The 13,477-nt window shown below is 61.9% G+C and carries 13 protein-coding genes; 9 read left to right on the forward strand and 4 right to left on the reverse strand.

Annotated elements, in window-relative coordinates; translation table 11 throughout:
* Positions 1-152 precede the first annotated feature (152 nt).
* From OU694_RS11975 to OU694_RS12005, 7 genes are read left to right on the forward strand one after another with little or no spacing between them, the layout of a single operon-like run.
* Entirely contained in the window at positions 153-1,940 is a 1,788-nt protein-coding gene (locus tag OU694_RS11975; protein WP_308911239.1) for an OPT family oligopeptide transporter, read from the forward strand.
* A 13-nt stretch (positions 1,941-1,953) separates the two neighbouring features.
* The gene (locus OU694_RS11980; RefSeq protein WP_308911240.1) at positions 1,954-2,511 is read left to right on the forward strand and encodes a hypothetical protein; all 558 of its coding nucleotides are present in this window, start codon (positions 1,954-1,956) and stop codon (positions 2,509-2,511) included.
* Entirely contained in the window at positions 2,508-3,791 is a 1,284-nt protein-coding gene (locus OU694_RS11985) for a Xaa-Pro dipeptidase (RefSeq protein ID WP_308911241.1), read from the forward strand. Before OU694_RS11980 ends, OU694_RS11985 begins: the two co-directional genes overlap by 4 nt.
* A gap of 11 nt (positions 3,792-3,802) precedes the next feature.
* A complete protein-coding gene (locus tag OU694_RS11990; RefSeq protein WP_308911242.1) occupies positions 3,803-5,074 on the forward strand; it encodes a M24 family metallopeptidase in 1,272 nt (423 codons plus the stop codon).
* An 18-nt stretch (positions 5,075-5,092) separates the two neighbouring features.
* Positions 5,093-5,428 carry a hypothetical protein gene (locus OU694_RS11995; protein ID WP_308911243.1) on the forward strand — a complete coding sequence of 112 codons (336 nt, stop codon included), beginning with the start codon at positions 5,093-5,095 and terminating at the stop codon, positions 5,426-5,428.
* Between the two features lie 30 nt (positions 5,429-5,458).
* Positions 5,459-6,784: an APC family permease gene (locus tag OU694_RS12000; RefSeq protein WP_308911244.1), complete on the forward strand. Its 1,326-nt coding sequence runs from the start codon at positions 5,459-5,461 to the stop codon at positions 6,782-6,784.
* A gap of 6 nt (positions 6,785-6,790) precedes the next feature.
* Positions 6,791-7,906 (forward strand): glycosyltransferase, encoded by a 1,116-nt coding sequence (locus OU694_RS12005; protein ID WP_308911245.1) that lies wholly within the window; start codon positions 6,791-6,793, stop codon positions 7,904-7,906.
* A 68-nt stretch (positions 7,907-7,974) separates the two neighbouring features.
* Here OU694_RS12005 and OU694_RS12010 read toward each other — a convergent pair whose 3' ends face one another.
* The 4 genes from OU694_RS12010 to OU694_RS12025 all read right to left on the reverse strand — a co-directional run bounded on the left by OU694_RS12010 (position 7,975) and on the right by OU694_RS12025 (position 11,654).
* Positions 7,975-8,592: a PEPxxWA-CTERM sorting domain-containing protein gene (locus OU694_RS12010; RefSeq protein ID WP_308911246.1), complete on the reverse strand. Its 618-nt coding sequence runs from the start codon at positions 8,590-8,592 to the stop codon at positions 7,975-7,977.
* Positions 8,593-8,924: 332 nt separating this feature from the next.
* Positions 8,925-9,803 (reverse strand): hypothetical protein, encoded by an 879-nt coding sequence (locus OU694_RS12015; protein WP_308911247.1) that lies wholly within the window; start codon positions 9,801-9,803, stop codon positions 8,925-8,927.
* A gap of 400 nt (positions 9,804-10,203) precedes the next feature.
* Positions 10,204-10,968, reverse strand: coding sequence for a substrate-binding periplasmic protein (locus OU694_RS12020; RefSeq protein ID WP_308911248.1), 765 nt, complete (start codon positions 10,966-10,968; stop codon positions 10,204-10,206).
* A gap of 77 nt (positions 10,969-11,045) precedes the next feature.
* The gene (locus tag OU694_RS12025) at positions 11,046-11,654 is read right to left on the reverse strand and encodes a trimeric intracellular cation channel family protein (RefSeq protein WP_308911249.1); all 609 of its coding nucleotides are present in this window, start codon (positions 11,652-11,654) and stop codon (positions 11,046-11,048) included.
* A gap of 158 nt (positions 11,655-11,812) precedes the next feature.
* Here OU694_RS12025 and OU694_RS12030 point away from each other — a divergent pair, with 158 nt between their 5' ends.
* Both OU694_RS12030 and OU694_RS12035 read left to right on the forward strand, forming a co-directional pair.
* Complete coding sequence (locus OU694_RS12030) at positions 11,813-12,493, forward strand: TonB family protein (RefSeq protein ID WP_308911250.1); 681 nt, start codon at positions 11,813-11,815, stop codon at positions 12,491-12,493.
* An 80-nt stretch (positions 12,494-12,573) separates the two neighbouring features.
* Positions 12,574-13,476 carry a DUF3034 family protein gene (locus OU694_RS12035; protein WP_308911251.1) on the forward strand — a complete coding sequence of 301 codons (903 nt, stop codon included), beginning with the start codon at positions 12,574-12,576 and terminating at the stop codon, positions 13,474-13,476.
* Position 13,477: the final 1 nt, after the last annotated feature.

Genomic DNA, 13,477 nt, shown 5'->3' on the forward strand with positions numbered 1-13,477 from the left:
GCAATTCCACCTGATTGTCTGTCAGGGCTTGCCTCGAATGGGTCGGATAGTGCTATGCTCCTTTCCGTCGTCTGGCAAGCCGGTTATGTTTGCCGGGCGAAATGCTCGAGAGCCGTTTTTCAAGGCGGCCGGGTCAAGGGGGAAATCGTTCAATGAGTTTGGGGACGCCGAAACCGTCGCCGGCAACAGCCTCTTTCTCGTCAGCCGGGCCGCTTACACGCGGCGCCTATCCGGAACTGACGCTGCACGCGCTTGTCGTTGGTTACTTTCTCGGCGCGCTGATCGCGCTGTCGATCGGCTATGCGGCGCTCAAGCTTGGTTTCTCGATCGAAGGGTCTGAACTGGCTGCCATCCTCGGCTTTGGCGTGCTCCGGGGCATTTTGCGCCGCCGCTCCATCGTTGAAAACAATATTGTCCAGACAATTGCGAGCGCGGTGAACGGGGCCTCCTCGGGCCTGATGTTCTCGGTGCCGGCCATTTTCATCCTTGGTTACGGCGCGGAGCTTAACCCCTATGTCATCGCCTTCGGCGCGATGGCGGGTGCCATCCTCGGCATCGCCTTCATCATCCCCTTGCGCAAGCATATGATCGATTTCGAGCGGCTTACCTATCCCGGCGGGGTGGCGGTGGCCTCGATCCTGCGTGCCCCTGGCGCGGGCATCGTGAAGGCTAAATTGCTTCTCGGCGCCATGGCGATCTCGGCGCTTGTCCACGGTTTCGTGCTTTACTATCAGGCCGAATATTTCGACCTGTTCGGCTGGATCGACGGCCTGACAGGTGTCGATATCTTCCCGGAATATCTGAACGGTATCTGGTTCGTCTCGCTGATGACGATGGGGGTTGGCTATATCGCGGCGCGGGGTGGCCTCGCTTTCATCATCGGCGGTTTCCTGTGTTACTGGCTCCTTGCCCCGATGGTCGACCTTGCAGGCTTGTTGCCGGTTGAAGCCGGCGAGATGGTGACCAACCCGTCGCGCCTGCGCGTTCTTCTGTTCCAGCCGGTCGGCATCGGCATGCTGATCGGGGGCGCGATGATCGGGGTGGCGTTTGCCTTCCCGTTGCTGCGGTCGGCCATTGCCGCGATGCAGTCGGCCGACAAGGCACGCAGCCTTGCCGCCAGCGACGAAATGCCGATCCGTTTCCTTTATATCGCGGTTATCGCCTCCACCATTCTCCTTGGCGTCATGGCGGTTAGCTCGACCAGTGAGGTGGGGTTGGTGCGCGGCGTCATGATGGCCCTTCTCGGCACCGTCTGGGTCTGGATGTCGGGGATCATCCTGTCGGAAGCTATCGGCCGCACCAACTGGTCACCACTGTCGGGGATGACGCTGATTGCCGTGACGCTCCTGATCATCATCACCCAGTCGATGGGCGGCATGGACCGCGGCCCGGCCATCGTTGCCGCTGTCACCGTCGGCGCCGCCACCTGCGTGGCCATGAGCCAGGCGACCGACCTGATGATGGACCTGAAGACCGGGTATCTGGTTGGCGCCACGCCGCGCCAGCAGCAGATCGGCCAGATGCTTGGTGCGTGGCTCGGGCCTATCCTGATCGTCGGGCTGGTCTACGTGCTGCATCAGGCCTACGGGCTTGGCTCCGAGGCGCTACCGGCCCCGCAGGGTCAGGCGCTTGCCTCGATGGTTGATGGCATCCTTGGCGGCAATGTGCCGGTTGAGAAATATGCGGCAGGCGCCATGCTTGGCGCGCTTCTGTCTGCGGTGTTCGGCGGGCTCGGCATCACGGTCGGCCTCGGCTTCTACCTGCCCTTCTCCATCGTGCTGACCTATTCGCTCGGCTCGCTCATGCGCGAGATCACTGATCGCAAGCTTGGCGAGCGCTGGTCGGAACACAAGGGCATCCCGGTGGCGGCCGGCCTGATCGTCGGCGAGGCACTTGTCGGCGTTGCCTTTGCTGTCAACACTATCGTATCGGCAGGCTGAGGGAGGCGGATAGATGACCATTCTACTCTCCCGCCTCGTGGTTGCCGCCGCCTTCGTCGGCGGCGCCTTCATTGCCGTGATCGACCCCGCTGCCATCGACTGGAAGACTTTCTTGCCGGTGATCGCGGCCGGGTTCGTGGGCCTTGTTGTCCTCAAGGTCAGTACCGGCGCAGCAGCGCGGGCCGACAGCGTGCTCATTGCCAATCGCCGCATTCTCAACGACAGCCTCCATGCCATCGTGCTCAATCTGGAGGAACTGAACGGCCGCCGCGACAAGATCCCGACCTATGAAATGCGGTTCGAGATCGACCGGCTGTTCCGCGACGACCTGTTCGCCTTCGCTGACGCTCGCGACAGCCTGAAGCATATCTTCGGGCTTTCGGCTTATGCCGAGATCATGTCGAGCTTCGCGGCGGGCGAACGCTATCTCAATCGTGTCTGGTCGGCTTCGACCGATGGTTATGTCGACGAGGTTCTCGTCTATATCGAAAAGGCCCTGGGGCAGTTTGTCGAAGCGGTGGACGCTTTCGATCGTGCCGATACGGCCGCAAGGAAGGAAACGCACAAATGACTGTTACAAGATGGATTGCCACCGCCCTTTCAGCTGCCACGATGCTGACGGCCGCGGCTTCGGCCGGCGACATCTATATGACCGCCGCCGCCATGGTGGATGTGGAAAGCGGCAAGACGATTGAAAACCCGGCCATCGTGATCCGCGACGACCGGATCGTCGCCATCGGTCGCAAGGGCCGCCTGCCGGCCCCCATCGACGCCAAACTTGTGGCGCTCGATGGCATGACCATCCTGCCGGGTCTGATGGACATGCATGTCCATCTCATGGGCGACGCCGAGGCTGGCTTCTTTGACGGCATGACCCAATCGGTCCCGCGCCAGACCGTGGTCGCGGTTAAGAATGCCAAGGTGACCCTGATGCAGGGCTTCACCACCGTGCGCGATGTGGGCGACGAGGCTTACGGCGTTATCGGCGTGCGTGACGGCATCAATGCGGGCGACATCATCGGCCCGCGCATCTTCGCTTCCGGCCCCGCACTTGGTGTGACCGGCGGCCACTGCGACAACAATGTCTTTCCGCCCGAAATGCATATCAAGGCCGACGGCGTGGCGGATGGCCCGTGGGAAGCCCGCCGCAAGGTACGCGAAGTGCTGAAATACGGCGCCAACACGATCAAGATCTGCGCCACCGGCGGTGTCTTCTCGAAAGGTACGTCGGTCGGCGGCCAGCATTATACGTTCGAGGAAATGAAGGCGATTGCCGATGAAGCGCATATGCGCGGTGTGGTCGTCGCGGCCCATGCCCACGGCACCGATGGTATCAAGGCGGCGATTGTGGCCGGGATCGACAGTATCGAACATTCGAGCCTGATCGATGACGAGGGTATCGCGCTCGCCAAGGAGCATGGCACCTACCTGTCGATGGATATCTACAACACGGACTATACGCAGGCCACAGGGGCCGAGCGCGGCGTACCGGAAGAAAACATGCGCAAGGACCGCGAGGTGGCGCAGGCCCAGCGCGACAATTTCGCCAAGGCCGTGAAGGCGGGCGTGAACATGGTCTATGGCACCGACACCGGCGTCTATCCGCACTCGCAGGCGGCCCGCCAGTTTGCGGTGATGGTGCAATATGGCATGACGCCGCTGCAGGCCATCCAGGCCGCCACGATCAATTCGGCGCGGCTTCTGAAACAGGAAAACGAGTTCGGCTCGCTGAAGGAAGGCCTGAAGGCCGATATCGTCGCGGTGAAGGGTGACCCCCTGAAAGATGTCACGCTGCTGCAGAATGTGCAGTTCGTGATGAAGGATGGCCAGATTTACAAGCAGGTCAACTGAGGGTGCGGACGATGAAGGCCACACGCCGCGATCTTTTCAAACTGGGGGCGGGGCTTGCAGCCCTGCCGCTTATGTCCCGTGCCGGTTTGGCGGCGGGTGCTGATGCCCCGGCGCTTGCGCCCCTGACAACCGGCGTGCAGCCGATCACAGTCGAGGAACGCAAGGCCCGCATCAAACGCGCACAGGAACTGATGGAAGTCGCCGGGATCGATGCGCTGGTGATCGAGCCCGGCGCCGCCATGCTTTATTTCTCCGGCATCCGCTGGTGGCGGAGCGAGCGGCTGACCGCCCTTGTGATCCCGGCCAAGGGCGAGATTGGCGTGGTGACGCCGTACTTCGAGGAGCCGAGTGTCCGCCAGTCGCTCACCTTCGGCGATGACGTGCGCCCGTGGCACGAACATGAAAGCCCGTTCGAACGCGTGGCGCAGATCCTTGCCGACCGTGGCCTCACCACCGGGCGGATCGGGCTTGAAGGCACGGTCCGCTATTTCGTGGCGGACGGCTTGAAGAAGGCGGCCTCGGGGTTCGAGATTGTCTCGGGCGAGGCCGTCACGCGCGGCTGCCGCATGATCAAGTCTGCGGCCGAAATCGCGCTTCTCCACAAGGCGAATGAGGTGACGCTTTCGGCCTATCGTCATGTATGGCCGCAGGTGAAGGCAGGCATGACGCCCGCTGACATCGGCGCGATGATGCATCAGGCCCAGAAGGCGCTCGGCGGCAGTGATACCTGGGCGCTGGTGTTGGTGGGCGAGGCAAGCGCCTATCCGCATGGCTCCGAAGCGCCGCAGGTGGTGAAGGACGGCGAGATTGTCCTGATGGACTGCGGCTGCGCGGTGGAGGGTTACCAATCCGATATTTCCCGCACCTTCGTGTTTGGCACGCCGACGAGTGAACAGCGCGAGGTCTATACCCGCGTCCGCAAGGGGCAGGATGTGGCTTTCAAAGCCGCCAAGCTTGGCGCACCCGCCGGCAGCATCGATGATGCGGTCAGGGCCTATTATGAAAGCCTCGGCTACGGCCCCGGCTACAAGACACCCGGCCTTTCCCACCGCACCGGCCACGGCATCGGCATGGAAGGCCATGAAAGCCCGAATTTCGTTCGCGGCGAGGCGATGCCGCTGGCGCCGGGCATGTGTTTCTCGAACGAGCCGGGCATCTACAGTTTCGGCAAGTTCGGTGTGCGGCTGGAGGATTGCCTGCACATGACAGCGGAAGGCCCCGTGTGGTTCACGGTGCCGCCCGAAAGCCTTGATGAACCGTTCGGGGCGCTCGGGCCGATCTGATTTTTGTTGGGGGTAGCGATGCGTATGGTTCGGGGGTTATGGGTTGCAGGCCTGTTGATGATGTCAGCGCCAGCAATGGCGTTCGAGGTGGAAGACCAGCTGGCGGAACTTGCGCGGCAGCATGGGTGGGAATTCCACTGGTCGGCATCCTCGCATTTCGAAAGCAGCCAGCAGGCAGACTTCGGCAACAGGGATTTTTTCAAGGCGGCACATGACTATATCAGCCCTATCCTGCGCGGCGAGCCCCACGACGGCATCATCGTCTGCTATCACGCGGGGCGACGCTTCATGACCGTGGTGAATGCCAGCGTCGGCATGATGGATGGCGCAAGCTGTTTTCTCTACAAGGGTTGAGTAACGATATTTCCCGGAAGGAACTTTTGGATGAGTGACGACATCCCGGCCGCGCGGCCCTTTGGTTTCTGGCAGGCCTGGGCGCTTGTCGTCGGCTCCGCGATCGGCTCCGGCGTCTTCATGATGCCGGCGCTATTGGCGCCTTACGGCCTCCTCGGCCTTGGCGGCTGGCTCATCTCTGGGGTCGGCATCATGCTCGTTGCGCTCAATTTTGCGCGTATGTCGGCCCGGCTCCCGAAGCTTGGCGGGCCTTATGCCTACGCGCGTGGCGGGCTCGGTGATTTCGCCGGTTTCCTGATCGCCTGGGGCTTCTGGATCAGCCAGTGGACGGCCATTTCGGCCGTGGCGGTGGCGGCGGTTGGCTATATGGCCTTTTTCCTGCCGGTGCTGAAGGAGCCCGTGCCGGCGCTGGCCGCGGGCCTCGCCTGCATCTGGGCGCTCGCCTTCCTCAATCTTCGCTCGCTTGACGGGGTCGGCAAGTTCCAGCTTGTCACCACGATCCTGAAGGTGCTGCCGCTTGCGCTCATTGTTGTGGCGGGCGGTATCGCAGCGGGGGATGCGGCCCTGCCGGAGATGAACCCGAGCGGCGGCAATCCCATCTCGGTTCTTGCAACCTCGGCGATGCTCACCATGTGGGCGCTTGTCGGTATGGAAGCGGTGACGGTGCCGGCGGAAGCCATCCAGAATCCGGAAAAGACCATCGCCCGCGCGCTTGTCGTTGGTGTCATCACACTGCTTGTCATCTATTTCGCGTCATCTGCGGCTGTGATGTTCCTCATCCCCGGTGATGTGCTGGCGGCATCGACCGCGCCCTTCGCCGATGCCGCAACCGTGCTGATCGGGCCGGTCGGCGCGTCGGTCGTTGCCATCGGTGCGATCATCGCGACGGTCGGCGTGATCAACAGCTTCCTTCTTGTCTCGGGGCAGGTGCTGGTGGCTCCGGCGCGCGAGGGGCTGATCCCGGCCTGGTTCGGCAAGCTTTCGCGTCACGGTACGCCAGCGCGCGTGATCCTGATTTCGGCAACGCTCGCGAGCCTCCTGATGGCGATGAATTATACGAAGGGGCTTGTGGCTGCCTTCGAATTCATGATCCTCCTGTCCACGCTCACCACGCTGATCCCTTATGTGTTCACGGCAGTGGCGGAAATGTGGTTCATCAAGCAGGATATCCAGAAGGGCGACCGGTCGGCCCGCGTGAAGCGCAATCTGGTGCTTGCGGTGCTGGCCTTCCTCGCCACGCTTTTCATCATCATCGGCTCGGGGGCCGAGACCGTGTTCTGGGGCTTCATGCTGCTGATCATCGGCATGCCGGTCTATGTGCTGGCGCGCGAGGACAAGACACAAGGGGGCGACTGAAAACGCATGACGGGGGCAGCGACGGACCGGAAGGCGGCGGGGGTGCGGGTCAGCATCGTATCTCCGACCTATAACGAGCGCGGCAATGTGGGCGAACTGGCCCGGCGGCTGGATGCCGTGCTCGGGCCCGCTGGCTGGGAGGTCATCTTTGTCGATGACGACAGCCCCGATGGCACCGCCGCCCTTGTCCATGAAATGGGCCGGGCGGACCCGCGCGTGCGCTGCCTGCACCGGGTGGGGCGCCGGGGGCTATCGTCAGCCGTCGTCGAAGGCGCCCTTGCGGCCTCGGGTGACCTTGTGGTTGTGATCGACGCTGACCTGCAGCATGACGAGACCGTCATCCCCAAGATGCTGGCGCATTTCGATGATCCCGCGGTCGATCTTGTGGTCGGTAGCCGTCACGTTGAAGGCGGGGGGCTTGGCGAATGGGGGGCGGCGCGCGTCGGCATCAGCCGGTTTGCCACGCTTCTTGCCAAGTTTGTGCTGAAGGCGGACATCAGCGACCCGATGAGCGGCTTTTTCGCCTTCCGCCGCGACCTGATGGTGGAGGCGCTGCCGAACCTGTCGTCTATCGGCTTCAAGATCCTCCTGGACATGATCACCTCGGTGAACCGGCGGCTGACGGTGCGCGAGGTGGGCTATGTGTTCCGCAACAGGATCGAGGGCGAAAGCAAGCTTGATAACAAGGTGATCTGGGATTTCCTGATGCTCTTGGCCGACAAGTCGGTGGGGCGGTACATTCCTGTCAGGTTTCTGTCCTTCAGTGCGGTCGGCACTGTCGGGCTTGTTGTCCATTTCGCGGTGCTGACGCTGATGTTCAAGCTGATGGGTCTGCCCTTCTTCTGGGGGCAGACGGCCGCGACCTTTGTGGCCATGACCACGAACTTCCTGATGAATAACGAGCTGACCTATAGCGACCGCAAGCTGCGCGGGCGCGCCATGCTGAAGGGCTGGGCGAGCTTTGTGGCGGCCTGCTCGATCGGCGCGGTTGCCAATGTGGGGGTTGCCGAAGTGCTTTATGCAGGCGACGCCGAATGGGCGCTATCGGCCCTTGCCGGCATCATCGTCGGCACCGTGTGGAACTATGTGGCGACCGCCTGGTTCACTTGGGGCCGCAAATAGCACACACCTGAAAAAAGAAAACGGCGACCCGATGGGCCGCCGTTCTTCTATTCTTTATGTCTCACCAATCAGGCGATGGTGCGTGCCATGTGCGTGCGGCGGCGGGTGGCAACACCCACGAGGCCGAAGCCCATGATCATCATCAGCCAAGTGGCCGGCTCGGGAATGCCGCCAACCGGAACGGTCGACAGGGCATAGAGCGTCAGGTGGCTGAGGCCCGGGTTCTTGCCGCCGTTGCTCAGCAGCTGCGGCATGAAGATATTGCCATCGGCAAACACGCTTTTGCAGGTGCCGTCGGTGCACCAGTTGTCGCCGGTTTGCGGGCCGAGGTCGCCGTAATCAACGAACAGGAAGGTGTTCGAGCCCTTGATCACGAAGCCGTTCACACCGAACGATGACGACCAGGTGCCGGATTTACCGGGCGTGCCGGTGATGGTGAAGGTTTCACCGGTGAAACCACCAGGATTCTCATCATCAGGCACGTCATATTTGGCGACTTGGTAAAGACCGGTCTCGGCGAGGAAATCAGCCCAGTCGGCATTCGATGCGGGATTATCGTTCGGGCCTTCCCAGATGGAATAGGTAACGCCGCCGTCAGTGGCAGAGAAGGTTACGGCTGCTTCCGCAGCAAACGTCGCCGTGGCGGTCAGCGCAGCAGCAGCGAGGATGTTCTTCAAGTACGTCATTTGTACGCTCCAGGTACGATTTGTCGTCGGGGAATCGGAACGATTAACTATTTGTTTACTTAGCATATGTGGCGCCGTCCGTCAGTGGAATCACGCTTCACATACCGTGGTAAGATACGTTCTTAACAAAATTGTCTAAAATTGTATCAAATTGAAGCACCTGACCTCACCGTTACGTGTGGCCATGCGCGCAATACACTTTTCGGGTGTGGAATGATTTCGTCTGCACAGAAAGTCGCGAATCGGCAATCGGGCAACCCGTCAAGCGAAAGGGCCGCCCGAAATGGGCAGCCCTTCGATCATGTCTGGTGCAAAAGAGTCCGGATCCGGGATTATTCGCCAAGCTTGCCGGCAAGGGCCTGCTGGGCGGCGATGGTCGCGCGGGTGCGGTCATAAAGCGACAGGAGCTTCTGGCCCGAACGACCGGCAGCCTGCAGCTCGTCGAGCATGTCGGCGGCTTTCATCTCCTGCATGTCGCTCGTCGACACCGTCCATTCGCCAGCTTCGGCTTCGGCGGCCTGTGAGGAGGCTTCGGAACCCGTCGCGATGCCAACTTCAACGGCCATCGGATCGGCTTCCGAAAGGGCGGCAAGGCTTGCAAGCGTCAGGAACATGCTGCCGGCGGCGGGCTGGGTGTCGTTAAGCTCCGCAGCGGTCGGCGCGGCGTCAGCGGCTTCGTCGCCCACGCGGCCGAGATAGGCCAGGCGGTTGATGGTGGCGAGATTGACGCCCTCGGCGTTCGTCTCCACGAGGAGCGCCTGATCGAAGGTCGAAACGCGCTTCGAAATCGCCGCCATGGCGGTGTTCAGGAGCGTGCCGGCTTCCTCGTTGCCCTGACGGATCGCGGCCATTTTCTTGGCGCGCTTGTCCGCCGGCATGGAGGCGAGCTTGGCTTCGGCGGCACCGAAACAGTCGATGCTTTCCTGCACAGCAGCTTCGACCTTTTCGAAGTTTGCAGCTTCCTTGTCGATCGCAGCGCTATAAGCCTTCAGGCGGGCCTTGGCGTCGTTTTCATATTTCGCATGCATGGCGGAAACGGTTTCGCCCGCATCCTTGCCGTCGCCATTGATGGCGGCGGTGGCGATTTCACGTGCCTTCGTGAGGCTGGCGTTGCAGCCCATGCCGGCGCTGGCGGGCATGGCGCTGGCAGCGGCAAGCACGGAAGCCCCGGCAAGCGCGCGGATCAGCGTTGATTTGGTTGTCTTGAACATCGGTTTACTCCCCAATTTGTTCTTCGCGGTGCTCGCCCCCGCGAGCCACCCCACTCTGCCCGGCAGTATAAACAAACTCGGTCATTTGCAAAAAATAACCGTATGATCGCATGGCGTTTTTCGGGCACGAAGCCTGCTTGCATGGCCTGTGCCAGCCGCCGCGCAAAGCCCGGCCATCCCCGCAGATAGATAAAATTTTACGAATAAGTCATTGGTAAATAAAGTGTTAACAAACGGCGAGCGCGACGCGTCATGACCTCCCGACGCGGGCTTCCGGTGGCGCGATCATGCAAGCATGGGATGAAGGCAAAAGGTGCCTTTTTGTCCCGGAATGGGACGTGGTTCCGTCCGGCGCCCGCAAACGGCAAGGTGTTTGCCGGGGCGACTCGGATCGGCTTGCCTATCTGGCCGGACGATAACTGTCGATGATGGCCGCGATCCGGCCGTCGCTTTCCATCCGGGCGAGAATGGTATCGAACCGGTCGCGAAGGGTCTTGTCGGCAAAACAGAGCGCGTGGGGCGATGGCGGAAAGTCAGCGGCGATCACATAGGGCCGCTTTTCCATGTCGTCGCCATAAAGCGTGGCCCACAGATGGTCGAGTGCCCAATAATCCCCGAGATAGGCAACAATGCGCCCCCGGATGATCAGGCGGAGCGCCATATAATATTCCGTCGCGATAATCGGCTGCTCCTTCTGCAGGTCCAGTTCGCCGAGGTGGGGGCCAAGGACGACCTCTGCCTTCGGGAAAACGGCGAAGCGTTTGCCGGCCAGATCTGCCGGTGTTTTCACGATGTCTGCATAATCGCGTGCCACCACCAGTCCGTCGTGCCAGTGGTTAAACGGCTTGCTGGCGTTGCAGGCCGGACGGTGGGTGACATTGACCGCCGCGTCTGCCAGCCCGTCGGCGAGCAGGCCGTCAAGGCGTGAAAGCGGGACATGGATGAAGGTGGCGGTTGTGCCGATGTCGGCAAAGGCCGCGCGGATGATGTCGATATCGATACCGCTGCTTGGATTCTCGATCACATAGGGCGGTACCGAATTCATGATGCCGATGGTGATATGGCCGGGGGTGGCGGCTTCCTCGGCAGCGGCAGGCCATTGTGCGAAAAGGGCAAGAAAGGCGATGAACCATTTCCGCATATTTGTCGGTTGGCGCTTGGTCATCCCGGCAGCGATCCTCCGTATGGCCGACCCCTCATCCGTGATCGTACCCGACGCTCTTCGCCTGTCAATGCGGGCCCTTAGCGCAGGCGCTCGTTCTGCGGCAGTTTCAACCCCCAGATGATGCCCGCAGCGCGGATCGTGAAGCCCACACTGACGGCGAGCCAGAGCGCGAGGGGGCCGGAAAGGCCGAGGGCGGCAAAGAGGCAATAGGCGGCCGAACCTGCAATCGCCGCAGTCGCATAGATCTCCTGCCGGAAGACGAACGGCTTGTCGCCGGCGATCACATCGCGGACAAGGCCGCCGACCACGCCCGTTGTGGTGCCGAGCATGATGGCGATGAGCGGGTCACCGGTGACGATCATGGTTTTCTGCGCACCGACCACGGCAAAGAGCGCAAGCCCGAAAGCGTCCGCCCAAAGGAGAAGCGCCCGCCTGCTCTCCACATGGGGGGCGGCCGCCCATGCCACTATGGTGGCGGCGAGCGTCAGCCAGATGGCGCGGGTGTCCTCCACCCAGAAGACCGGCACATCAAGGACAAGGTCCCGGACCGTACCGCCGCCGACCGCCGGGAGGAGGGCAATCACCATCACGCCGACAATATCGAGATTCTGCCGGATCGCCGAAATGGCCCCTGAAAGCGCGAAGACGAAGATGCCGAAACTGTCCAGAAACATCATGATGGTCATAAAAGACTTCCCTGAAAGCGCACCCGGCTGGCCTGTCGGCCCCGATCCTGTGACGGCGACTTTACTTCTTTTTAAACAAACGATGGTTAATGAAGGCCCCAGATGCGCGTCTTTAAAAAAAGGCGCAACCGAATTCTGTGACAACACGGAGAAACCGGATGATCAAGAGAAGCCTTCGTCTTGTGGCCGCCGCCGCATTCCTTGGCGGGATGGGCGGCGCCCATGCCATGACGGACATTGCCGAGTGGCAGGATGCGACCGTGAGGGCGCTCGTCGCCAAGCAGCGCTATCCGCGCATGGCCCTCGATGCCAGCGCCGAAGGAACGGTGAAGGTCCGCCTCGCTGTGGCGCCTTCGGGCGATGTGATGGGGTATGAGATCGTTGAATCGTCGGGCTATGCCGTCCTTGATGCCTCGGTCCTTGACCTGCTGGCGCGGGTCAGCCCGCTGCCGGCGCTGCCGGTGCAGGAACAGGGTGTTTCGGTTGTCGTGCCGCTCACCTACAAGCTCGACCGCGCCGTGATGGCGGCGGATGTGGCGGTGGCCGACCCTGCCCAGTCGCTGCAGGAATGGCGCCGGGCAGCGGCGCGCGCCTTTGCCAAGGTGCAGGAATATCCGGTCGCGCTTTACAATCAGGGTATTGAGGGCACGGCGCGGATCCAGGTCGCGGTCGATGCGCTTGGCAATATCGTGTCGCAGGAACTGATCCAGTCGTCCGGCAATGCGGTCCTTGACGAGGAATCGATGAGCATGCTGCGCCGGGTGGGCCTTCTGCCCGAGCTTCCCGAAGGCACCGATTCGCTGCGCTTCACCTTGCCCGTGACATACCGAATCCGCTGACCGGTTCGGCAATTGTTGGCTTCGGCACCAAACTTTGGCAGTCTGGTGTGCGTTGGATGCTCTAACGCGCGGGGAAGACCATGAAATCCACGATGCGGCGTTTCGCTTGCATGCTGTCAGCAGTGGCCTTTCCGGTCTGTTTCGGTGTCTCGCCCGCGCTGGGCAACGATAATGCGAAACCCCTGTTTGATCGCGGCAAACTTCTTGCCACCGGCGGGGTTTCGCAGGTGGAAGGGGCCGGCGGGGCCGGGCTCACCACATGGGCACTGATCGGAGGGTATGGCAGCGACCACGGCCTTGGCCTCACAGCGCATGGCACGCTTGTGCCCCTTGACGATTTCACCTTCCGCTCGGCCGGGCTGGCGCTTGGCGTGTTCGACCGGCTGGAGCTGAGCTACAGCCGCCAATGGTTCGATACCGGCGGCACGGGCGCCGCCCTCGGGCTTGGCGAGGATTTCACCTTCGGGCAGGATATTTTCGGCGCCAAACTGAGGGTTGCGGGCGATGCCGTTTACGATCAGGACCGCTGGCTACCGCAGATTGCCATAGGCCTGCAGCACAAGCGCGCGAAGCAGGGTGCGATCCTTGCCGCCGTCGGCGCCTCCCATGACACAGGCACTGATTTCTATCTTGCAGCCACGAAGATCTTCCTGAAACACAGCCTGCTTGCCAACGCGACCGTGCGCTTTACCAAGGCCAATCAGTTCGGCCTTCTGGGCTTTGGCGGCGCCGATGATGGTTATGACGCCACGTTCGAAGGCTCGCTCGCCTGGCTTGTCACCGATCATTGGGTTGCGGGGGTCGATTATCGCACCAAGCCCGACAATCTGGCCTTCGCTCGGGAAGAAGACGCCATGGCCGCCTATGTCGCGTGGTTCCCGTCGAAGCATGTATCCGTGACTGTCGGCTATGCCGATCTCGGCGAGATTGCCCTGCAGGATAACCAGCAGGGGCTTTATCTTTCGCTCCAGATGGGGTTCTGAC

The sequence above is a fragment of the Pseudokordiimonas caeni genome (genome assembly GCF_026719705.1).
In the GTDB taxonomy this organism is placed as follows: Bacteria; Pseudomonadota; Alphaproteobacteria; order Sphingomonadales; family Kordiimonadaceae; genus Gimibacter; species Gimibacter caeni.